Consider the following 22,447-nt stretch of genomic DNA (forward strand, 5'->3'; position numbering starts at 1 on the left):
CGCGCCCGCCCCCTGGGCATCAGGCATGGGTGGCGATGTAATGCGTCACGAACACCACCACCACGCCCGCCACCAACGCCACGTACGGCAACACCCCCGCCCGTTTCTGCGCCGCATCCTGCAAATACAGATCCTCTGCCGCTTCAGCCGGGAACTGGCCCTTGTCTTGCCCATAATGGCGGAACAAGAACACCGGGATGATCAACAGTGCCAGCACCAAACCCGTCACCAGCGTGCCGCTGCCCCAGATGTCGGCGCCCAGGCCCATGCACGCCAGGTTGACAAAGCTCAACAGGGCACCTGCCGCCAGCAGCAAGGTCGGCGCCTTGTAGGGGCGTTCCCATTTTGGTCGGTCCAGGCGGTGAATCCAGCCGGCGTTCAGGTTCAGGAAGTTGAAGATGATGTAGCTGACGTTCGACGCCGCCAGCACGAACACGTAGTCCGACATCAACAGCAGCACCAGGTTGAAGCACAGGTCGGTCCACATGGCCGCCGTGGGGGCGCCGTGTTCGTTGGCGCGGCCCAGGTAGCGCGGCAGCCAGCCATCGCGAGAGGCCTGGTACAGGGTGCGCGAGGAGCCGGCCATGGAGGTCATGATCGCAAGCAGGGTGGCCAGCACCAGCATGATCAGCACCACGTTCTGCACCAGCTTGCCGCCGCCGATGCTCTGGGCCATGACCGTGCCCACGCCCATGCCACTGTAGATGTCCGGCGCGAGCATGCCGCTGTAGACCGCAGGCGTGGTGATCACGCCTGCAGCGTCGGTGACGGCCGGGGTGACCAGTTGGCCCAGGCCCAGGTTGGCCTGGAACGCCAGGGGCACCAGGGTGAACACGGCGATGCACAACAGGCCTGCGTAGAAAATGGCCTTGAAGGTGTCGCGTTTCGGGTCCTTGAATTCGCGGGTGTAGCACACCGCGGTTTCAAAGCCGTAGGTCGACCAGGCGGCCATGAACAGCCCGCCGGCCATCAGCGTCCAACCCGAAATATCCCAGGCGCCGTCTACCACATTGCCAGCGGCATCATGGGCCAGGGGCGCCAGGGGCAGGAAGTTGATGTGCGGTACGTCGCCGGTGATCAGCGGCACGATGCCCACCAGCACCAGCGGGATCAGCGCGGTCACGCCCAGTACTAACGTCAGGCGCGCCGAGCGCAGGATGCCGCCGTGCTGGATGGCGAACACCCCCAGCAAGATGGCCGCACCGAGCACGAAGGTGGCGTTGATGCGCAGCGCCAGGCCGCCCTTGAGCATGCCCAGGTCCACCAGGGTCAGTTGCCAGGTGTTGATCACCGCGTCCGGGGCAAACAGTGCGCTGAGCATGTAGCCCGCCGCCAGGCCCGAGCCGATGGACAATACCGGCGACCAGGCCAACCAATTGCACCATACCGACAGCGGCGCGATCAGCTTGCTGTAGCGCACCCAGGCCACGGCGCCGTACACCGAGGCGCCGCCGGACTTGTTGGGGAACAGGCCGGCGATCTCGGCGTAGGTGAAGGCTTGGATAAAGCCGAAACTGATCGACAGAATCCACACGATCCAGGCCGGTTTGCCCACCGTGGCGGCAATCGCGCCGATGGAAAACAGCACCAGCGCGGGCACGCCACTGGCGACCCAGAATGCCCCGCGCCAATCGATTTTGCGTTGCAGTGAGCCGGATGCCTGGGCGGCCGGCGCGATCTGATCAAGCGTTGCAGCGTCCATCGTGATCCCCTTTCTTTGAATGATGGTGGCGGGGCAGATATCGCAAGGGTTAAGGCCGATCTAATTGTTAGGGGCGTTTCAAGCGCGGACCCGGCTCTTGGTCGGGTCGTGGAAAATCGGTGCGGTGACGGTGGCGGCGATGCGCTTTTGCTGGCCGTCCAGCTTGCCCACCTCCACCTGCGTGCCCAGTTCGGCATGGCCGATGTCGATGCGGCACAGGGCAATGCTCTTGCCCAGCAGCGGTGAACGACAGGCGCTGGTGACCACGCCCACCTGGGCCCGGCCCACGCGCACGCAGTCGCCGTGGGCGGCCACCTCGTTGCCTTCAAGTTCCAGGCCAACCAGCCGGTGCTGTGGGTGCTCGCTGCGGCGCAGCAGGGCGTCGCGGCCGATAAAGTCACAGGTCTTGCTTTTGAGCGGCACGCAAAAACCGATGCCGGCCTCGAACGGGTCGGTCTGGTCGTCGAACTCATGGTCGGCAAACACCAGCCCCGCTTCGATGCGCAACATGTCCAGGGCGTCCAGGCCTAGCGGGGTCAGGCCCAGCGGCTGGCCTGTTTCCCACACCCGTTGCCACAGTTGCGCGGCATCGCTTGGGTGGCACCAGATCTCATAGCCCAGCTCGCCGGTATAGCCGGTGCGGGTGACCATCAGCGGGCAACCGTCGTAGCCTTCCAGGCGGCCATTGAGCAGGCGAAACCAGCCCAGCTCCTCGATGCCGGGCTGGGTGGCCGGGGTCCAGATCAGTTGGCTGAGCAACTCGCGGGCCCGCGGGCCTTGCACGGCAATGTTATGGACCTGCTCGCTGGCGGACTTGACCCACACCTTCATGCCCAGCTTCTGTGCCTGTTCGCGCAGCCACACACCGGCGTAGTCTTCGCCGCAAACCCAGCGGAAAGTGTCCGGGCCCAGGCGCAGCAGGGTGCCGTCGTCGAGCATGCCACCGTGCTCGTAGCACATCGCCGAATACACCACCTGGCCCACGGCCAAACGCGTCACGTCGCGGGTCAGGCAGTACTGCAGCAGGGCTTCGGCGTCGGGGCCCAGCACGTCGAATTTGCGTAAGGCCGAGAGGTCCATCACCGCCACCTGCTCGCGGCAGGCCAGGTATTCCTCGGTGGCGCCGTACCCCGCGTAGTGGCTGGGCAGCCAGTAGCCGCGGTAGTCGATGAAGTGGCGGGTCAAGTTCGCCAGTTGCGGGTGGAAGCCGCTTTCGCGGGTGAGCTGTGGTTCTGCGTCTGGGGTTTTTCGGCTGGCCATGGCGATCGAAAAGCGCTCCTTGGCGCCGTACACACGAATGTGGATGTCGGTAGGGTCCCAGCCATTGGCCGGGTCGATGTCGTCGGGGCAAGCGCTGCTGGCGCAGACCAGGTCGCTGGTGGCGCGCATCAGCACGTAGTCGCCGGGGCGTGACCAAGGTTCGTCCAGGGCGATGCGCTGGTGCGCGGTGACCTGGGTGTTGAAGAAAAAGTTGATCGCCGGCCAGCCACTGCGCGGTGCCACGCCATAGGGCGCCAAGGCGCGGCTGAGGTTGTCGCTGCAGTTGTCATGGCCAAAATAGCCTTGGCTCTCGTAGTAGCGCGCGGTGCAGGCCAGCGAGAACGAATCGTGGCGCCCGACGGTGTCGCGCAGCACTTCCAGCATCGGCTGCATCTGGCGGTCGAAGAATTTGCTGAACAGCCCGGGCGCGGGGTAGGCGCTGCCATTGAGGGTGCGGGTGGCGGTCTGGTCCAGGTCCAGCTCCAGGCCGTTCTCAAGCTCTGCCAAGCGCAAGGCGACAAAGTCCGAGCATTGCCGGCCGGCCACGTCCAGTACCTGGATGTACTCGCCGGCGCGCACCGTGTAGCTGTGGGCGGTGCCGGCGCGTACCACGAATTCGTCGATGGGGTCGGCCAGTGGGTCGGGCAACGGCGGCACCCAGATCTCAGGGGTGCGCGCCCGTTCGATAATCAGCGCCAAATCCGTTGCCGCACCTTGCACGTCCACTGGGGTGGGCCCCCCGGGCGCGGCGGCGATCAGCAGCAGGGCGCTGTCGGTCACAAAGCGCCGGCGCTGCCCGGCCGGGGTTTGCTGGCCCCACAGGCTTGCCGCCGCAGGCAAATGGCGCACATCCACCTGGTGTGCCTGCAGGCGTTTGCGGGCCAGGGCAAAGGGGTATTCGGGGCGTTGCAACTGGCCGGCCACAAACAGGCTGGCCGCCGAGCCCTGCAAGCCCAGGGCGCCCAGGGCGTCGCGGCCCTGAGCATCGAAGGCCAGCAGTTCGCAGGCTTGCAGGCCTTCCAGGTCGACGATTTCGAGGTGGTCGCCGGCGGCCAGCTCGATCAACAGGAAACCGCCGCCACGCACAATATGCCGCTCGATGCCCGGGCTGCGCCGGTACAGGCCAGGCTCTCGCGGGCGGCTGATCAGGGGAGCGTTCATAGGCACCCCCCTCAGGCGCGCTTGGCGGTGGCAGGTTCGGCCAGGTACGCGGCCATGGAATCGTCCAGTGCATCCAGCCACGGCGTGTGGTGCCCGGGCGACTGGGTGCCGGTCATCAACGAGCGGTAGGACTTGTTGCGGTAGCCCATGATGTCTTCGTACTTGTCGTGCTTCCAGGCCAGGAAGGTGGCGTTGACGCCGGCAATGTCGAAGCTGGGGTAGTCGGTGGCGTCCACCAGGTCCTGGATGTAGGCGCCCTGGAACTCGAACATCTGTTTGGCGGTTTCCAGGGTTTCTTCCTGGGCGCGCAGGGCCAGGTTCTGCGCCTGCATGGTGGCCTTGTCGGGCACCACGATGCGCCCCAGGATCACGTCGCGGGCATACCAGGCCTGGGCGTCGAACATGTTGAAGGAATACCACTGGTCTTGCATGCCCAGGTACATGAAGCGTGGGTTGTCTTCCCACAACACGCCCTTGTACAGCTGCAACGGCCACAGGCGGTTGGTGGTTTTCAGCGCCAGGTCGTCAGGCAGGAAGGGGAAATGATGCTGGTAGCCGGTGCACAAAATCACCGCGTCCACGGACTTGTGGGTGCCGTCGGCAAAGTGCGCCACCTTGCCTTCCAGGCGCTGCAACATGGGCTTTTCTTCCCAGTTGGCTGGCCATTGGTAGCCCATGGGCGCACTGCGGTAGCAACTGGTGATGCTGCGCGCACCGTACTTGTAGCATTGCGAGCCGATGTCTTCGGCCGAGTAGCTGGCGCCGATGATCAATACGTCGCGGCCTTTGAATTCCAGCGCGTCGCGAAAGTCATGGGCGTGCAGGATACGCCCGCCAAAGCTGGCAAAGCCTTGCAGCTCCGGCACGTTGGGGGTGCTGAAGTGCCCGCAGGCGTTGATCACGTAGTCAAAGTCCGAGGTGTCGGTCACGCCGCTGGCGTGGTCGTGCGCGGTCACGCTGAACACCTTGCGGGCCTGATCCCAGACAACGCTGCGCACCGCGGTTTGGAAACGGATATAGGGGCGCACGCCGGCCTTGTTCACCCGGCCCTGAATGTAATCCCAGAGCACTTCGCGCGGCGGGTAGGAGGCAATCGGCCGGCCGAAGTGTTCGTCGAAGCTGTAGTCGGCGAACTCCAGGCATTCCTTCGGCCCGTTGGACCACAGGTAGCGGTACATGCTGCCGTGCACTGCCTCGCCATGTTCATCCAGACCGGTGCGCCAGGTGTAGTTCCACATGCCGCCCCAGTCTTTCTGTTTTTCGAAGCAGACGATCTCGGGAATCTCGGCGCCCCTGTCCCGTGCCGATTGGAAGGCCCGCAGTTGCGCCAGCCCGCAAGGGCCGGCACCGATGATAGCGACACGTGTGTTCATGGCTGCATCTCCTTAAAGGGTGCCTTGCGCGGCCCACTGTTGGCGCGCGGCGATCAGGGTGTTGTTCATTAGCAAGGCAATGGTCATCGGGCCGACGCCGCCGGGTACCGGGGTGATGGCGGATGCTTTGGTCAACGCGCTGGCATAATCGACGTCACCCACCAGGCGGCTGCTGCCGCCCACGCTGAGGCGGTTGATGCCCACGTCGATCACCACGCAGCCGGTTTTCAGCCAACTGGCATCGATCAGGTTCGGTCGGCCCACGGCGGCCACCACAATGTCGGCCTGGCGGCACAGGGCGGCGGCATCCAGGCTGCGCGAGTGCACCACGGTCACGCTGCAATCGGCCTGTAACAACAGGGCGGCCATGGGCTTGCCAACGATGTTGGAGCGCCCGACCACCACCGCATGTTTGCCGCGCAAGTCGCCCAGGGTGTTTTTCAGCAAGCGCAGGCACCCGGCGGGGGTGCAAGGCGTGAGCACGTTGCGACCTTGGCTCAGGCCACCGACGTTCTCGCTGTGGAAGCCGTCCACGTCCTTGGCCGGGTCGACGCTTTGCAGCACGGCGTTCTCATCGATGTGGGCCGGCAAGGGCAGTTGCACCAGGATGCCGTTGACCGTGCTATCGGCGTTCAATTGGGCGATCAGGTCCAGCAGTTCGGCAAGGGTGCAGGTGGCGGGCAGGGCATATTCCAGTGAGGCGATGCCCACTTCGCCGGCGCGCAGGATCTTGTTGCGCACGTACACTTGGCTGGCCGCATCGCTGCCCACCAGGACCACGGCCAGGGCCGGTTGCAAGCCTTGCTCCTTGAGGCCTAGCACTTGCTCGCGCACCTCGGCCAACACTTGGGCGGCCGCCGCCTTGCCATCGATGACCTGGGGCAATGCCTGGGCGCCGGTCATGGGAAAATCACCGTCTTGTCGACGTTGATGAACACCCGGTGTTGCAGGTGGTATTTGAGCGCCTTGGACAGGGCGATGGTTTCGGTGTCACGGCCAATGGCGACCAGGTCATCGGGCAGGCAGGCGTGGTCCACACGCTGGATTTCCTGCTCGATGATCGGGCCCTCGTCCAGGTCGCTGGTGACGTAGTGGGCGGTGGCACCGATCAGTTTCACGCCGCGTGCATAGGCCTGGTGGTAGGGCTTGGCGCCCTTGAAGCCGGGCAAAAACGAATGGTGGATGTTGATCGCCCGGCCGCTGAGCTGCTTGCACAGGTCGTCGGAGAGAATCTGCATGTAGCGCGCCAACACCACCAGGTCGGTCTGGGTGTCGTTGACGATGCGCATCAACTCCGCCTCTTGGGCGGCCTTGGTCTCCTTGGTCACGGGCAGGTAGATGAAGCGGATGCCTTCGCGTTCCACCATGGGCCGCAGGTCCAGGTGGTTGGACACGATGGCTGTGATGGTCATGTCCATCTCGCCCTTGTGGTGGCGGTACAACAGGTCGGCCAGGCAGTGGTCGAACTTGCTGACCATCAGTAACACCCGGGTGTGTTGGGTGCTGCTGTGCAACTGCCAGTCCATGTCGAAGGGCACGCCGACGTCGTCGAAGCCCTGTTTCAACGCCTCGAAATCACCGGCCACGCCGGCGTTGAAACGGAACACCGCGCGCATGAAAAAGCGGCCGGTGAACTCGTCGTCGAACTGCGACAGCTCGCTGATGTAGCAGGCGTGATCCGCCAGGTAGGTGGTCACCGCGGCGACAATGCCAGAGCGGGCCGGGCAGCTGACGGTGAGGATGTAGTGGGGTGCTGCAGTGTTCATCAAGATCAACCTCTGTGCGTAATTGGCCTGGGGGAGCGGCGGTCCGGCATCCTGGTTTCATTCGCGAAAACGGCGCCGCGGTGCATCAGGTGTTCGGCGGTGCTCGTTTCGCGGATTAATCCGCTCCTACAGGGGGCGGGGCGTGGTCAGCCTTTGGCGGTGCGCTTCTTTTTCTCGGGGTCATCGAAGGGCAGGGTGTGGGTCACGGCCTTGACGTGCAGGCTGCCGCGCACTTCAAGGGCGATGTCCGAGCGGGCGAACCCAGGCTCCAGGCGCGCAATGGCCATGGAGCGTTCGGTCAGGCGCGAGTACATGCCGCAGGTGATCAGCCCCACCTGGCGGCCGTCATGCCACAAGGTGTCGCCACCTTGGGCGGCGAGGTGGCCGTCCAGCAGCACGCCGAAGATCTTGAAGCGCTCCTGGCCCTGGCGCCGGTAGTGTTCGCCGGCGCCACGAAAGGCTTGCTTGCCCGGTGACACGGTGAAGTCCAGGCCAAGCTCCCACAGGGTGTCGCCCGCCTTCTGGTCGGCGAAGGGGTACATCTGCGAGTTGTCGTAGGGGAAGAACAACAGGTAGCTTTCCACCCGCAGCCAGTCCAGGGCGGTAAAGGCGCAGGGGATGATGCCGTGGCCCTGGCCCTTGTCCAGGATGGTGTCCCAGATCAGCGGTGCATCGGCGGCCTTGCAGAAGATTTCGTAGCCGCGCTCGCCGGTGTAGCCGGTGCGCGAAATCATCACCGGGCGGTCGAACAGCTTGGTTTGCAGGTGATGGAAGTACGGCAGGTCACGAATGCCCGGCACGTGTTCGGCCAGAAAATCCACCGCCTGCGGGCCTTGCAACGACAGGTCGTGCAGGTCGTCGTCGAACAGCACCGCCACCTGGCGGCCCTGGGCCGAACGAATCAGCATCTCGTAGCCGGTGCCGGCGCCGTGCACCACCAAAAAGGCGTTGGGGCCAGTGCGGTAGACGATGCAGTCGTCGACGAAGGTGCCGTCTTCATCCAGCATGCTGGCGTATACCGACTTGCCGGGGTACAGCTTGCTCATGTCGCGGGTGGTGGCGTAGTCCAGCAGGCTCTCGGCGTGGGGGCCCACGTAGTGGACCTTTTTCAGGCCCGAGACGTCCATCAGCCCTGCGTGGGTGCGGATCGCCTGGTGGTGGTCGGCAAGGTCCGATGCGTAGGTCCAGGCGGTGGGCATGCCGTTCCAGTCTTCCAACTGGGAGCCTAGGGCCAGGTGCCTTTCACGCAGTGCGCTGGTGCGCCAGGAGTGAGCCATGGGGGTGTCCTCTTCTTGGGTAATGGGGGGTCAGGCGTCGTACTGGCTGAGCCAGTCGACCAGGGTCTGGCGGTAGCGGGTCATGCCCTTGTAATCGGCGATCGGCGCCGGCAGGTCGCGCAGCACGCGGTGCAGGCGGGTGGCCCACTGCGGTTGGGTGGCAAGCTCGGCCATGCTGATCAGGTAGGTGCGGATGCTGAACATCAGCGCGTTGCTGCGGGGCAGGCGCACCATCAGTTGCAGCTCCACGCGCAGGTGCACCAATTGCCCGACGTTTTCAGGCGTCACGCTGCCGCGCTCGGCGCCCCACTGGTGGTAGGTTTCCGGCGAGGTGTCCAGGCGCGGGTTGATGGTCAGGGTCCAGTTCAGCCGGCGTACCGGCTGCTCGACCTGGATGTGCAGCAGGTATTTCAGGGCCCGGTCGAACACGCCCAGTTGATGGGCCATGGGCACCGGCGAATGCCATTGCTTGAAGCTCATGCCGGCATCGAAGGCCAGGGACCAGTCGGCGGGGCCGGTGACGATGCCGGCGTCCATGTACAGGTCATTGTCGCGTTGGTCGAGCAGGGCGAAATCGCCTTGTGCCTGGCGGCCGATGAACTCCAGTGGCTCGCACGGCAGGGTGCTGGCGTCGCCGAAGGTGAACGCCTGGTCAATGCCCAGTGCCAGGTTGCGCCAGTGCCAGCGGTCGCCGTCGCAGCGCAGTTGGTACCACTGCGGGTAGTCGCTGGCCAGTTGCTCCATGATCATCTGCAGGGCGTCCCAGGCGGCGGTCTGCATGTGCGGCATGACCAGGCAGCGGCGTGGGTCTTTGTCCAGTACCAAGGCGCGTTCGGCCATTTCCGAGCGGTAATGTTCGTCGATGTCGAAGCGGTGCTCGAACACCGAGCCCGGGTCGCGCGACACCGCAGGCTCCAGGTTCACCGAGTACATGTACTCGTCTTGCGGGAACGGAAACGGGAAGCGCTGGATGGCCGCGGCGCTGTTGGCGAAGGTGAAGCCGTCGCGGTAACTTTCCTGGGGCTTGAAGGTCAGGCTCATGGCGCAATTCCTAAAGGTCGAGAAGCAAAGGGCCGGCGCAGCGCGACACGCAAGGCATCAGGCTGTCGGCATGCTGGGTGGCGTCGAGCACGTGGTCGCGGTGCTCCACGGTGCCTTTCAGGTAGCGGGTGTGACACTGGCCGCACACCCCGCCACGGCACAGGTTGGGCACCTCCACGCCGCAGGCTTCCAGGGCTTCGAGCAGGCTTTGTTCGGCGCCCACCTGCAACTGGCGGCCGCTGCGGGCCAGTTCCACCAGGAACGGTTGGCCGGCGGCGGGTGCGGTAAACGCCTCCCAGTGCACGCGGTCGTCTGGCCAGCCTTGCAGGCGCGCCTGTTCGCGCAGGCTGAGCAACAGGCTCTGCGGGCCGCAGGCGTACACGTGGCTGCCCAGTGGGCGATTTTTAAACAGCTGCGCGGGGTCCAGGCGCCGTTGCACACTGTCGTAGGTGTGCAAGCGCGCGCCCAACTGTTCGCGCAGTTGCGGCAGGTAGGCGTCACTCACCCCGGTGCGGTAGGCGTAGTGCAGTTCGAATTCGGCGCCGCGGCGTTGCAACTCGGTGCAGTAGGCCAGGAACGGCGTGATGCCGATGCCGCCGGCCACCAGGATGTGCAACTGCGCGGTGCCGTGCAGGGCGAACAGGTTGGCCGGTGGCGACAGGCGCAGCGTTTGGCCCACCTGCAGTTGGTCGTGCACATAGTGCGAGCCGCCGCGTGATTGCTCCTGTCGGCGCACGGCGATGCGATAGTGGCGGGTGTCGGCCGGGTCGCTGAGCAGCGAATAGGCATTGCGCAGGCCCGGCAGGTGAACTTGCACGTGGCTGCCGGCCGAGAACCCCGGCAAGCGCCCGTTGAGCGGCTCGAAGGTGACCTCGCGCACGGCGCTGGTAAGGTCGCGCAAGGCGGCCACGCGCACCTCCAGAAATGCGCTCATGGCCGTGCCTCGGCAAACGGCTGGTCGGCGTCGCGGCACACGCCCAGGTAGGCGCCCAGTCGCTGGGAAAAATGCGTGCGTACCTCCAGCCCCACGCCGCAGTGCTGGCAGGTCAAGGTGTCGGCCAAGGGGCTGTTCTGGGTGGTGGTGCAATGCACGCAGTACACCGGGCGGGTGCTGGCGTCGGTCAACAGCAGGTCGATTTCGTTTGCCTGCAAGCCGTGCTCGCGGGCCAGGCGGTGGCCTTTCCAGATAAAGGCTTCATCGCCTTCAATAATCAGGTGCAGCCCCATGTGCGCCTGTTTCAGGCGCTCTTGCAGAGGTTGTCCGTCGCCCTGGCGCACCACCAGTGGCTGGCTGCCGGGGCGCTGGCGAGTGGGGCGATAGCACGGCACGCTCGGCAAGGTCTTGTGCTGATTGCGGGGTGCGTCGGCCATGGGCATCTTCCTGTGCTTGCTCGTTAATGACGCGCCCGGTGGCCGCATGGCCTTGTGTTGGTGCGCGTCGGCAGGCTTTCCTGCTGGGGATAATAATTTCCCATGGTGAATTTTTGCTCAATCCACCACAGGAGATACCTACAAAGGGGTAGGGGGCGTTCAATGGGCCGGCAGGGCATGGAAGTTGCTGTCTAAAAGCCAACGAAGGCTGGGAGCATTGGCATGATCGAACAGGCGGGCACGTGGCGGATGCATCGGTGGGCAGGCGGCTGGTTCGCGCCTGCCGTCGACCCCGTGCGCCTGGGTGAACTGCAGGCCGAACTGCTGCTGGCGTTGCTGGACGAACCGGGTTCGTGGGAACCTTTGGTGCGCTTTATTCAGGCGCTGGCCGCCTTGATCGGTGCGCCCCTGACCCTGGTGCAGGACATGGAAGGGCTGCCCGCGCCGCTGCAATGTCCGCACGAAACCTGCGAGCAAGGCGACTGCCCGTTGCGCCTGGCCACGCCAGCCAGTGGGGCCTGCGGGCGGTGCCGCGGCCAGGGGCGCCAACGGCAATTGTGTGTGCTGCCGGGCACCGGCGTGCTGGTGCTGCACGGGCGCGGGCAGCGCATCGTGCACGCCTTGCAGCGCTTGGCGCCGATGCTGGCGGCGGCCTGCCAGGGCGTGCGCCGCCAGCGTGCCCGCCAACACTTGCAGCGCCATGGCCACAACAGCGCGCTGGCCCGCGAGCTGCACGATTCGGTGGCCCAGCAACTGGGTTTTCTGTCGTTCCAGGCCAGCCGCCTGCAAACCCAATTGCAACAGCCGCAGCAGGCCCAGGCACTGCTGCGTGAACTGCGCCGCAGCCTTACTGGCCTGCAGCGCCAGGTGCGCGAACTGATCACCAATGCCCGCCTGACCATGGACGGGCGTTCGCTGCGCCAGGCCCTGGCCGATTCGCTGGACGAGTTCGGCCGCCGTTGCCAGATCGCCTTCGAACTGGACAACCGTGTGCCCGAGGGCCTGCTGGACCCGGATCACGAATTGCAGATCCTGCAGATCGTGCGCGAAGCGCTGGCCAATATCGTGCGCCACTCCCATGCCCGCACTGCACGGGTCGAGCTGCGCCAAGGCCAGGATGGCGTGCTGCAGGTGCAAGTCGATGACGATGGCACCGGCCTGCGCCCAGCCTCGACCGAACACAACCATTACGGGCTGTCGATCATGCGCGAACGCGCGGCGGCCATCGGCGCCACCTTGCGTATCGAGTCGCTGCAGCCCCACGGTACCCGCATCGCATTGTCCCTGGCCTGCCGTGTGCAGGCCCATCAGGAGGATCAGGTTGGATAACGCTACCCTGCTGCTGATCGACGACCACCCGCTGTTCCGCCGCGGCCTGGCCGAACTTTTTGCCCACAGCGGTGATTTCACTGTGGTGGGCCAAGCCTCCAGCGGGCGCGAGGGCATCAACCTGGCCTGCCGGCTGGCACCCGAACTGATCCTGCTCGACCTGCACATGCCGGGCTTGGGCGGCTTGCAGGTGCTCGACGAGTTGCGCCAGTTGGAGCTGGGTTGCCAGGTGATCATCCTGACCGCGTCCCTTGAGCGCGGCGAGTTGATGACCGCCCTGCGCTTGGGCGCCGAAGGCTACTTGCTCAAGGACACCGAGCCTGAGGCGCTGCTCGATTACGTGCGTGGCTGCAGCAAGGGCTCGGTGGTGCTCGACGACGCCCTGGTGGCGCTGCTCGCCGACCAGTCGCCATTGCCCATGCCACCGGCCGATCTCACTGAACGCGAAGCCCAGACCCTGGCGTTGATCGCCAGCGGCCTGAGCAACAAGCTGATCGCCCGCGAGCTGGGCATCAGTGACGGCACGGTGAAAATCTATGTGAAGAACCTGCTGCGCAAGTTCGACGTCAACAGCCGCCTGGAACTCGCCGCCCGAGTTCACCGGGCCGGTGCCTGACCTGACAGGAGCTGCCTGATGGCCCAGTTGTTCCCCACGCTTGAACGGCCCGCCAGTGCGCTGGACGGTTTCCCCATCGCCTTGTTGCGCCTGGATCGCCATGGCCGCATTCGCGAGCACAACCCGGCCTGGTGCGCGTTGATGGAAGCCAGCCGTGTTGGCACTGAGCTGTCAGCCTATTTGCATCAGGAAGACCAGGCACTGTGGCGCAGTTGGCTGGAGGATCCGGCCGAGTCGCACGAACCGCGACGCCTGCGCTTCATCCGCCCCCAAGGTGATCTGCGCTGGTTTGACCTGCACGCCCGGCGCCAAGGCAGCGACTGGTTTTTGGCCATCACCGACGCCACCGCGCAGCGCCGCCAAGAGCTACAGCGCGAAGCCCACCACCGCGGCGCCGCCAGCTTGCTCAACGGCCTGCCGGGGCTGCTGTACCGGGGGCGCAACAACCGCCACTGGACCATGGAGTTCGTCAGCGACGGCTGCCTGCAACTGACCGGCTACCCGGCCGCCTACCTCACCAACACCCATGAGCACAGCTTCAGCTCACTGATCTTGCCCGAGCACGCCGACTATGTTTGGGCCGGCGTGCAATGCGCCCTGCTCAAGCGCCAAGCGTTCGAGCTGACCTACCGCATCCGCTGCGCAAACGGGCAGGTCAAGGACGTGTGGGAGAAGGGCGTGGGCATTTATGCCGACACGGGCGAAGTGCTGGGGATAGAAGGCGCCATCTTCGAAATCAGCGCTGCGCCGTAGGCACGTCGGGCCGGCGCCCTGGGGTATCGGCTTGCACCTGTGGGAGCACAGCTTGCTTAACCTATAACCGCAGTGCCCTTCGCGGATAAATCCGCTCCTACACCTGTGGGAGCTCAGCTTGCCTAACCTATTACCGCAGTGCGTCCTTCGCGGATAAATCCGCTCCTACACCTGTGGGAGCACAGCTTGCTTGCGAGAGGCCCTCAAGCCGAACGCATACTTCACCTATTGTTCAAGGTGTGCCGCGAACCCGCTGCTGCCCGGTGCAATCTGGGGTATCAGCGTCAACGCCGGGATGCTGTACGCGCCGTCATTCTGCGCGCGGAAGGGGATCGGCGCCGTGCTCCACAACTCATCCAGGCCGTTGCCCCAACGCAGTGCTGATTTGCGCATAGGCCTGGGCATCGACCCGGCTGGTGCGATAGATGACGAAGGGCGGCAGCACTGCAAAACCTGGGTAAAACAGCACGCCGTGCTGGATCGGGAACAGCACGTCATCGATCGGGCCGTTGATGCCGCGTGGGCTGTAGTGGGATTCCCAGCCACCGGCCGTCACCATCAACATCGCGCGCTTACCGGCCATCGCGCCTTCGCCGTAGCGCTCGCCCCAACGCGCATCGGAGTGCTCGCCCACGCCGTAGGCGAACCCGTAGGCGTATACCCGCTCCACCCAACCCTTGAGGATGGCTGGCATCGAAAACCACCACAGCGGGAATTGCAAAATCACCGTGTCGGCCCAGCGCAGCTTGGCCTGTTCGGCGGCGATGTCAGGGCTTTGCAGGTCGTGGGCAAAAGCCGATTTTGAGGCCGATGATGGGTTCAAGCGTTCGCCGGCCAAGGGCTCCTGGCTGTCGTCGGCGTCCAGCGCGGCTTTCCACTGCATGGCGTACAGGTCTGACACCTGGACCTGATGCCCGGCGGCCTGCAAGTGCTGCACGGCAAAGTCTTTCAGCGAGCCGTTCAGCGAGCGGGGTTCGGGGTGTGCGTAAACGATCAAAACATTCATGGTCAAACCTCCAAGTGCGTGTAGCGAGCACTCTGAGGTGTACGCGGGTATAGTTGAAATGAATGTCTGACATGCCAGGTATAGCCATGAATAATCTCAGGCGGTTGGACCTCAACCTGCTGGTGACGCTGGACGTGCTGCTGGCCGAGCTCAATGTGACCCGCGCCGCGCAACGCCTGAACTTTTCCCAGCCCTCGGTCAGCGTGCACCTGGCCAAGCTGCGCGACATCTTCGATGACCCGCTGCTGCTACCGGGCCCTCGGGGCATGCGCGCCACGGCCAGGGCCGACGCGTTGCGCGAGCCATTGCGCCAGGCGTTGGCAGCCCTTGAGTTCGCGGTGGCGCCGGCCAGCCCCTTCGACCCGGCGCAGGCGCGCGACACGTGGCGGGTGGCTGCCTCGGACTACAGCGAGTCGACGATCCTGCTGCCCGCGCTCAATGGCTTGCGCCGCCAGGCACCGGGCACTCGGCTGGCGGTGGTGCACGTGGTTCCCGCGCGGCTGGCCCGGCAAGCAGAGCAGGGCGAGGTAGACCTGGCGTTTCACACCAGCGATGACGCACCTGCCGGGCTGCATCGCAGGTTGTTGTTCAAGGAGCGCTACGTGTTGGCTGGCCGGGCAGGGCACCCGCGTTTGAGCGCGGCGCCGACGCTGGCGCAGTTCTGCGCGCTTGATCACGTGATCGTCTCGCCGGATGGCGCAGGTTTCAGCGGTGTCACCGACCAGGCACTGGCCCATGCCGGCCTGACCCGCAAGGTGGCCTTGTCGGTGCCGCATTTTCTGTTCGTGCTGTCGGCGCTGGCCAGCACCGACCTGGTGGCGATGGTGCCGGCGCGATTGGTGCGCGGCAATCCGGCGCTGCAAGTAGCCGAACCACCGGTGACGGTGCCCGGCTACGAGATGGCCATGCTCTGGCCTGAACGCTGCCATCGCGACCCGGCGCACCAGTGGTTGCGTGAATTCATCGCCCAGGCGGCGCTGGCCTGAGCGAGGCCCTCTGAAACAATATCAAGCTTGCGAGCAACCGCTCACATCAGTAACCTTCGCGCCGTTGTCGAATCATCGACAAACAGGTTTAGCGACCTGGAAACTAGAAACCGCAGCACCGTACCTCTCGCTTGGGTTTACTGACCTTGAGCGAGCGTTATGGCGGCTGTGTGTGGGAGGCTTTCGGGCCTGCCGGTTCCTAGTACCGGTTCGCTAACCTGCGCACAGCCGCCACCCATTGGTTTAGCGACTTCTGGTGGTGGTTTTGACCTTACTAGGAACTGTTGCCATGGACGCCTTTACCCCCTTTGTCTTCACCCGCCACACACTGCCCCTGCGCACCGTGATGCAAGACGGCCACGCGTGGCTCTGCGTCAAAGACCTGGGCCGCTTGATGGGCCTGCCTTACCCCGAGCGCCGTGCGCAAAAACTCGACACCGACCAAGTGCGCCACCAGTGGCTGCAGATCGATGGCCAATGGCACAAACGCCTGCTGGTCAGCGAGTCCGGTGCGCTGGCCTTGATGATTTACCACCACGCCCCCGAAAACCGCGCCCTGCGCTATTGGTTGACCCATGAGGTGTTACCGGTGATGCGCAGCCAGCAACCGGAGCAGCATCCCAGCTTGACCCAGATGAGTTGGCAGGGCGTGGGCATCAAGGTGTTGTATTGGCAGGATGAGCCCTGGGTGCGGATGCGGGACATGCCCCAGGTGTTGCCCAGGGCTGCAAGCGGGACAGCGCGGCGTGGGTGGCGAAGTGCATTTGGGGTGTTCAGGACTGGCGTTTAGCCCGCAGGCACTCACCCCGGCCCGCTCAATCCTCCGGCAAGTTATTGAAGATCTTCTCCAGCGTCGCATTCAACTTGCCGATCTGCACCGGTGTCAGCCCCGTGAAGCTGTTGTTGAAGATGTGGCTGGTGGCCGCCTGTACCTCGTGGATCATCTCGTGCCCGCGTTCGGTCAACGAGACCTTGGTCACGCGCCCGTCGCTTTCGCTGACGCCGGTATCCACCAGCCCATCGGCCTTCATGCGGTAGACGATCTTGGTGATGGTCGACAGCTTGGCGATGGCGTGGATGGAGATTTCCGAGATGCTCGATTCGCCGTTATCCAGCAGGATAAACAGGATGCGGTAGCGCGGGATGTCCATGTCGATCTTTTTCAGGGCCTTTTCCATGGCCATGGCATAACGCCCATTGAGTCGCGCGAGCCAATAAAAAGGAAATTCCTCTTTCTTGAAGTGCTCGCTGGCAGGGTTGTAACGGCTGAGGCGTTTTTTGGGGGTGCTCATGCAGGCTTTTCTTGTGGGTTTAACCAAGTGAGGGTGGATTTATAGGGGATTGAGCCGACGCTGTCGACTCTCCCTCCTCATGGCATTGACGAAAAACGACCCGCAGGGTTTACCAGGGCTGGCCGCGCTCGGCGTGCAGCTTGCGCACCATGGCGTCGAAAAACTTCGTGGCAAAGCCACTTTCGCGGATCAGCATGGCGGTCAGGTCGGCGCATTTGGCGCTGATGGCTTCGGGCAGCGGGTTGTCTTCGCCGCCCAGTGCGCCGGCCTGGCACTGGATCTCGGCGGCGCGCTGCACGGTCCAGAGCAGGAAAAACGCCTTGGCGATGCTGCTTTCACCCACCGCGATGCCGTGGTTGCGCAGCACCAGGATGTGCTTGTCGCCCAGGCTGTGGATCATCCGCACCTTCTCGTCGTCGAACAGGGTGATGCCCTCGAAGGTGTGGTAACCGATGCGCCCGTGCAACTGCGCGCCGTAGAAGTTGTGGTGATTGAACCCGGCTTTTTTCTGCACGATGGCCGAGATCGGCGTGGTGTGGGTATGGATCAGGCATTGGATGTCGTCGCGGGCGCCGTGCACGGCGCTGTGCAGGGCAAAGCCGGCCGGGTTGGCGTCAAAGGGACTGTCGTCCAGTTTGTTCCCGGTCAGGTCGACCTTTAGCAGGTTGGCCGGGGTGACCTCGGTGTAGTTCAGGCCGAACGGGTTCACCAGGTAATGGTGGGCGGGGCCGGGCAGGCGCGCCGAGATATGGTTGAAGATGGTTTCGGTCCAGCCAAAAAAGTCCACCAGGTGGTAGCAGTGCGCAAGCTGAACGCGCAGCGCCCACTCTTCGGCGCTGCAGGTGTCGGGGCGTTGGCTCATGTCAGGCTCCTTGAGGGGTAGGGTGGGCGCCGCGAAAGCGTGCCAGGGCAATGATGTTGCGGGTAACGGGCATGGGCACCGCCATGTGTTCGGCCAGCTCCAGCACGGCGTCGCCGATGGCGGCGAGCTCCAGCGGCCGGCCCTTGTCGAAGTCTTGCAGCATGGAGGTGCGCACCGCACCCATGCCGGCGCCCAGCTCCAGGAAGGTGTGCGGGTCGATGCTCACCCGCGCGCCGTGGGCGGCGGCGGTCAACAGGGTTTCGTGCAGGGTGCTGCTGACCAGCTCGCGCAACTCGGGCAGGCCGTAGAGTTGTTCGAGCGTGGCGCCGGTGACCACCGACAACGGGTTGGAGGTCAGGTTGGCAATGATCTTGGTCCACAGCGAATCGCGGATGCGATCGGTGCTGCGCGCCTCGATGCCGGCGCGTTCGATCACATCGCGCAGTTGCTCCAGGCGTGGGCTCAGGCTGTTGTCAGGCTCGCCAACGATCATCAGGTGCGGGTTGCGCGATTCCACCACGCAGGGCTGTGGGCACTGGGCGGTGATGAACACCACGCAGCCGATCACGTGGCTCAGGTCCAGGGCGCGAGCCAGTTGCCCATCGACGTCCAGGGCTTTGATCGGTTGCCCGGCAAAGCGCCCGCCCTCGCCATGGAAGTACCACCAGGGCACGCCGTTGACCACCGGTACCACCACGGTGTGGGGGCCGACCATGGGTGGGATCTGGGCCAGCACTGCCGGCAATGCCGGGGCCTTGGTGCAGATGAAAATCAGGTCTTGCTCGCCCAGTTCATGGGCGTTGTCGCTGGCGGTAACCCGAACGTGATGCTCGCCTTGCAGGTCGCTCAGGCGGATGCCGTCGCGCTTCAGGGTGGCCAGGGTGTCGCCGCGCGCCAGCAGCTTGACCGGCTGGCCGCTGCCGACCAAGCGGGCCGCCAGGGTGCAGCCAATCGCGCCGGCACCGACGATGGCGATGCGCAGGGTTGGGGTCATGTGGGCTCCATGTTCCGGTTCAATAGGGCCTGCGCGCTCAACTGGCGAGCAGTTCCTGATGCTTGCTGGCCAGGCCCAGGTAGGCCTCGATCACCCGCGGGTCGTCGGCCAGTTGCGCAGCCGGGCCGTGCATGGCGATCTGCCCGGTTTCCAGCACGTAGGCGTAATCGGCCACGCGCAGGGCGGCGCGGGCGTTCTGCTCCACCAGCAGGATCGAGACGCCGGTCTGGCGCAGGGCGGTGATGATGCGAAAGATCTCCCGGGTGATCAGCGGGGCCAGGCCCAGGCTGGGCTCATCGAGCATCAGCAGGCGCGGCTTGGCCATCAGCGCGCGGCCGACGGCGAGCATTTGCCGCTCACCGCCAGACAGCGTCATGGCCAACTGGTCGCGGCGCTCCCACAAGCGAGGGAACAACTCGTAGACCTCTTTGAGCGTTTGCCCATGGTCGCGCTCGCCACGGCGGTGGCGCGCAAAGGCGCCCAGCAGCAGGTTGTCGGCCACGCTCATGCTGGTGAACAGCTCACGCTTTTCCGGCACCAGGCCCAGGCCGCGGCCGACCATCACCTCCACCTGCGGCACGGCCTCCAGTTGCCCATCGAACTGCACCTGGCCGCGCGAGTCCAGTACGCCCATGATCGCCGACAGCAGGGTGGTCTTGCCGGCGCCGTTGGGGCCGATCACCGTGACGATCTGCCCTTGGCCGACGTGCAGGCTGGCATTGCTCAGGGCCTCGACCTTACCGTAGGCGACGCTCAGGTTGTTGATTTCCAGCAGGTTCATTATTCGGCCCCTCCAAGGTAGGCTTCCAATACTGCGGGGTTTTTCTGTACGTCTTCGGGCAACCCGTGGGCGATGCGTTGGCCAAACTCCATGACCACCACGCGGTCGACCAGGCCCATGACGAAGTCCATGTCGTGCTCTACCAATAGAATGGCCATGCCTTCGCTGCGCAGGCGGCTGAGCAGCACCCCCAGGGCCTCTTTTTCTTTGTGGCGCAGACCGGCGGCGGGCTCGTCGAGCAGCAGCAGGCAGGGGTCGGCGCACAGTGCGCGGGCGATTTCCAAAATGCGCTGTTGGCCCAGGGCCAGGCTGCCGGCTTGCTCGAACAGGCAATCGCCCAGGCCCACGCGTTCCAGCTGGCGCTTGGCTTCGGCCAGCAGGTCGGCTTCTTCGGCGCGCTCCAGGTGCAGGCTGGCGGCCAAGACCCCCTGATGGCCGCGCAAGTGGGCGCCCAGTGCGACGTTCTCCAGCACACTCATGGTGGGCAGCAATTTCACGTGCTGGAAGGTGCGGCTCATGCCCATGTGCGCCACCTTGCGTGAGCGTTGGCCGTTGATGCGCTGGCCCATGAACAGCACGTCGCCGCTAGTGGGCGTGTCGACCCCGGACAGCTGGTTGAACAGGGTACTTTTGCCGGCGCCGTTGGGGCCGATCAGGGCCAGGATTTCGCCAGCGTGGACCTCAAGGTTCATGTCGTTGTTGGCCACCAGGCCACCGAAGCGCCGGGTAACGTGGCGAGCTTCCAGTATCACCTGGCCGTGGGCCGGCAGGGTGCGCCGGGGCAGTTCGCGGCGGCTGACGGGCAGCTCGCGTACCGGGGGCTTGGCGCGACGCTTGAACAGCCCGCTGAGCATCGGCCACAAACCGCCCGGTGCACGCTGCATCAGCACCACGATCAGCACGCCGAACACAATGGTTTCATAGTTGCCGGCATCGCCTAACAACAGGGGTAACCAATCCTGCAGCCATTGCTTGAGCACGGTCAGTACGCCAGCCCCCAACAATGCGCCCCACACGCTGCCCACCCCGCCGATCAGCGCCATGAACAGGTAGTCGATGCCCATGCTCAGGCCGAACGGCGTTGGGTTGACGAAGCGTTGGGTATGGGCGTACAGCCAGCCAGACACCGAGGCGAACACCGCCGAGATGACGAAGATCACCAGCTTGGAACGGAAGGTGTCCACGCCCATGGACTCGGCCATCAACTGCCCACCCTTGAGCGCGCGAATCGCCCGGCCTTCCCGGGAGTCGAGCAGGTTGCGGGTCAGCAGCATGGCCACCAGCAGCACCGCCCAGATCAAGTAATAAATGTGCTCGCCGCGCGCCAGGGAAAAGCCCAGCAGCGAAATCGGCGGCAGGCCGCTGACCCCGGTGTGCCCGCCCAAGGACTCCACGGTGCCGAAGGCGTAATACAGCGACAGGCCCCAGGCGATGGTGCCCAGCGGCAGGTAATGGCCCGACAGGCGCAAGGTCAGGGTGCCCAGGATCAGCGCCACGCACACGGTCAATGCCACGCCCACCAGCAGCGTCAGCCAAGGCGACGCGCTGGCCCAGGCCAGCCAGGCGGGCAGTTGTTGGGCGGTGGTCAGCCAAGCGGTGGTGTAGGCGCCCACGCCCACGAACGCGGCCTGGCCGAAACTGGTCATGCCGCCCACCCCGGTCAGCAACACCAGGCCCAGCACCACCAAGGTGTACAGGCCGATGTAGTTGAGCAGGGTGACGTAGAACGCCGGCAGCAACAGCGGGGCGACGCCCAGCACGGCCACCAGGGCCAGGATCAGGTAGCGCGGCTTCATTGTTCTTCCTCCACGTGACGGGTGGTCAGCGAGCGCCAGAGCAGGAACGGGATGATCAGGGTGAACACGATGATCTCTTTGTAGGCGCTGGCCCAGAACATCGAGAACGCCTCGATCATGCCCACGGCCAGGGCGCCGATGGCGGCGACCGGGTAGCTGGCCAGGCCGCCGATGATGGCGCCGACAAAGCCCTTGAGGCTGATGATGAAGCCGGAGTCGAAATACAGCGTGGTGATGGGCGCGATCAGGATCCCCGACAGCGCGCCGATGAAGGCTGCCAGGGTGAACGTGGCCTTGCCCGCAAGGTTGGGCGAGATGCCCATCAGCCGCGCGCCCATGCGGTTCACCGCCGTGGCGCGCAGGGCCTTGCCATACAGCGTGCGCTCGAAGAACAGAAACAGCAGCACGATCAACGCCAGCGACACGGCGATCACCCATAGGGTCTGACTGTTGAACATCACCGGGCCGATCTCCAGGCCTTGCTCGGAGAACGGCTGGGTGCGTGCGCCCTCGGCGCCGAACAGCAGCAGGCCGATGCCGACCATGCTCACGTGCACGGCGATCGACACGATCAGCAGCACCAGTGAACTGGCCGCGGCAATCGGCTGGAACACCAGCCGGTAGATCTGCGGCCCCAAGGGCACCACCAGGGCCAGGGTCAGCAGCGCCTGGGCCGCCATGGGCAGTTCGGCCAGGGGCAGGGTGCGCACGGCAACCACCAGCAGCAGCGCATAGCCGAGCTTGATAAGCACCGTTTTTGGAAAGCGCCAGGCACGGCCGGCGCGCAGCGGGGCGATCAGGTCCAGCGCGCAGTCGGCCACGCTCAGGGCCAGCACCAGCCACACCAGCGCCGTCGGGTGGCCCGACTGCACGCCGGCCATGGTCAAGGCGCCATAGGTCACAAACTCGCCCTGGGGGATCAGCAGGATGCGGGTCACGGTAAACACCAGCAGGATCGACAGGGCCAGCAGCGCATAGATCGCGCCATTGGTCAGGCCGTCTTGCCCCAGCAGCAAGGCTATCTGGAAATTCATGGTCGGGCTCTTCTACAGGGTCATCAGGGTTGCGCGCCGGGCGGTCA

The 22,447-nt window shown here is 65.0% G+C and carries 20 protein-coding genes and 1 pseudogene; 5 read left to right on the forward strand and 16 right to left on the reverse strand.

Annotated elements, in window-relative coordinates:
* Positions 1-19: 19 nt before the first annotated feature.
* The 9 genes from L9B60_RS24640 to L9B60_RS24680 form a co-directional block, all read right to left on the reverse strand.
* On the reverse strand, positions 20-1,702 hold the full coding sequence (locus L9B60_RS24640; protein WP_249673578.1) for an APC family permease: 1,683 nt from the start codon (positions 1,700-1,702) through the stop codon (positions 20-22).
* A 78-nt stretch (positions 1,703-1,780) separates the two neighbouring features.
* Positions 1,781-4,123 carry a trimethylamine N-oxide demethylase gene (locus L9B60_RS24645; RefSeq protein ID WP_249673579.1) on the reverse strand — a complete coding sequence of 781 codons (2,343 nt, stop codon included), beginning with the start codon at positions 4,121-4,123 and terminating at the stop codon, positions 1,781-1,783.
* Positions 4,124-4,134: 11 nt separating this feature from the next.
* On the reverse strand, positions 4,135-5,496 hold the full coding sequence (locus L9B60_RS24650) for a trimethylamine monooxygenase (protein WP_249673580.1): 1,362 nt from the start codon (positions 5,494-5,496) through the stop codon (positions 4,135-4,137).
* Positions 5,497-5,508: 12 nt separating this feature from the next.
* Positions 5,509-6,399 (reverse strand): bifunctional methylenetetrahydrofolate dehydrogenase/methenyltetrahydrofolate cyclohydrolase FolD, encoded by an 891-nt coding sequence (gene folD / locus L9B60_RS24655; protein WP_249673581.1) that lies wholly within the window; start codon positions 6,397-6,399, stop codon positions 5,509-5,511.
* Positions 6,396-7,262, reverse strand: a complete 867-nt coding sequence (purU, locus tag L9B60_RS24660) for a formyltetrahydrofolate deformylase (RefSeq protein ID WP_249673582.1) — start codon at positions 7,260-7,262, stop codon at positions 6,396-6,398. Before purU ends, folD begins: the two co-directional genes overlap by 4 nt.
* Positions 7,263-7,408: 146 nt before the next feature.
* Complete coding sequence (locus L9B60_RS24665) at positions 7,409-8,539, reverse strand: aminomethyl transferase family protein (RefSeq protein ID WP_249673583.1); 1,131 nt, start codon at positions 8,537-8,539, stop codon at positions 7,409-7,411.
* A 30-nt stretch (positions 8,540-8,569) separates the two neighbouring features.
* Positions 8,570-9,580 (reverse strand): heme-dependent oxidative N-demethylase family protein, encoded by a 1,011-nt coding sequence (locus L9B60_RS24670; RefSeq protein WP_249673584.1) that lies wholly within the window; start codon positions 9,578-9,580, stop codon positions 8,570-8,572.
* A gap of 10 nt (positions 9,581-9,590) precedes the next feature.
* Entirely contained in the window at positions 9,591-10,514 is a 924-nt protein-coding gene (locus tag L9B60_RS24675) for a PDR/VanB family oxidoreductase (RefSeq protein WP_249673585.1), read from the reverse strand.
* A complete protein-coding gene (locus tag L9B60_RS24680) occupies positions 10,511-10,951 on the reverse strand; it encodes a dimethylamine monooxygenase subunit DmmA family protein (protein ID WP_249673586.1) in 441 nt (146 codons plus the stop codon). Before L9B60_RS24680 ends, L9B60_RS24675 begins: the two co-directional genes overlap by 4 nt.
* A 222-nt stretch (positions 10,952-11,173) precedes the next feature.
* On the opposite strand from L9B60_RS24680, the gene L9B60_RS24685 reads away from it, so the two are divergent.
* Genes L9B60_RS24685 through L9B60_RS24695 form a run of 3 tightly spaced genes read left to right on the forward strand, consistent with a single transcriptional unit; the run spans position 11,174 to position 13,649 of the window.
* Entirely contained in the window at positions 11,174-12,280 is a 1,107-nt protein-coding gene (locus tag L9B60_RS24685; protein WP_249673587.1) for a sensor histidine kinase, read from the forward strand.
* The gene (locus L9B60_RS24690) at positions 12,273-12,896 is read left to right on the forward strand and encodes a response regulator (RefSeq protein ID WP_249673588.1); all 624 of its coding nucleotides are present in this window, start codon (positions 12,273-12,275) and stop codon (positions 12,894-12,896) included. The genes L9B60_RS24685 and L9B60_RS24690 overlap by 8 nt, the downstream gene beginning before the upstream one ends.
* An 18-nt stretch (positions 12,897-12,914) precedes the next feature.
* Positions 12,915-13,649, forward strand: a complete 735-nt coding sequence (locus tag L9B60_RS24695) for a PAS domain-containing protein (protein ID WP_249673589.1) — start codon at positions 12,915-12,917, stop codon at positions 13,647-13,649.
* Between the two features lie 225 nt (positions 13,650-13,874).
* On the opposite strand, the pseudogene L9B60_RS24700 reads toward L9B60_RS24695, so the two are convergent.
* A pseudogene (locus tag L9B60_RS24700) lies at positions 13,875-14,655 on the reverse strand (NAD(P)H-dependent oxidoreductase).
* A gap of 86 nt (positions 14,656-14,741) precedes the next feature.
* Here L9B60_RS24700 and L9B60_RS24705 point away from each other — a divergent pair.
* Positions 14,742-15,641 carry a LysR family transcriptional regulator gene (locus tag L9B60_RS24705; protein ID WP_249673590.1) on the forward strand — a complete coding sequence of 300 codons (900 nt, stop codon included), beginning with the start codon at positions 14,742-14,744 and terminating at the stop codon, positions 15,639-15,641.
* A 289-nt stretch (positions 15,642-15,930) separates the two neighbouring features.
* Positions 15,931-16,431: a BRO-N domain-containing protein gene (locus L9B60_RS24710; RefSeq protein WP_249673591.1), complete on the forward strand. Its 501-nt coding sequence runs from the start codon at positions 15,931-15,933 to the stop codon at positions 16,429-16,431.
* 25 nt (positions 16,432-16,456) lie between these two features.
* Here the strand turns inward: L9B60_RS24710 and L9B60_RS24715 are convergent, their stop codons facing one another.
* The 6 genes from L9B60_RS24715 to L9B60_RS24740 all read right to left on the reverse strand — a co-directional run bounded on the left by L9B60_RS24715 (position 16,457) and on the right by L9B60_RS24740 (position 22,400).
* Positions 16,457-16,933, reverse strand: a complete 477-nt coding sequence (locus tag L9B60_RS24715; RefSeq protein WP_249673592.1) for a MarR family winged helix-turn-helix transcriptional regulator — start codon at positions 16,931-16,933, stop codon at positions 16,457-16,459.
* A 109-nt stretch (positions 16,934-17,042) separates the two neighbouring features.
* Positions 17,043-17,795 carry a class II aldolase/adducin family protein gene (locus tag L9B60_RS24720; protein WP_249673593.1) on the reverse strand — a complete coding sequence of 251 codons (753 nt, stop codon included), beginning with the start codon at positions 17,793-17,795 and terminating at the stop codon, positions 17,043-17,045.
* A gap of 1 nt (position 17,796) precedes the next feature.
* Entirely contained in the window at positions 17,797-18,789 is a 993-nt protein-coding gene (locus tag L9B60_RS24725) for a ketopantoate reductase family protein (RefSeq protein ID WP_249673594.1), read from the reverse strand.
* 37 nt (positions 18,790-18,826) lie between these two features.
* Positions 18,827-19,570, reverse strand: a complete 744-nt coding sequence (locus L9B60_RS24730; protein ID WP_249673595.1) for an ABC transporter ATP-binding protein — start codon at positions 19,568-19,570, stop codon at positions 18,827-18,829.
* Positions 19,570-21,366 carry a branched-chain amino acid ABC transporter ATP-binding protein/permease gene (locus tag L9B60_RS24735; protein ID WP_249673596.1) on the reverse strand — a complete coding sequence of 599 codons (1,797 nt, stop codon included), beginning with the start codon at positions 21,364-21,366 and terminating at the stop codon, positions 19,570-19,572. The genes L9B60_RS24730 and L9B60_RS24735 overlap by 1 nt, the downstream gene beginning before the upstream one ends.
* Complete coding sequence (locus L9B60_RS24740; protein ID WP_249673597.1) at positions 21,363-22,400, reverse strand: branched-chain amino acid ABC transporter permease; 1,038 nt, start codon at positions 22,398-22,400, stop codon at positions 21,363-21,365. Before L9B60_RS24740 ends, L9B60_RS24735 begins: the two co-directional genes overlap by 4 nt.
* Positions 22,401-22,447: the final 47 nt, after the last annotated feature.

Source organism: Pseudomonas abieticivorans, from assembly GCF_023509015.1.
In the GTDB taxonomy this organism is placed as follows: domain Bacteria; phylum Pseudomonadota; class Gammaproteobacteria; order Pseudomonadales; family Pseudomonadaceae; genus Aquipseudomonas; species Aquipseudomonas abieticivorans.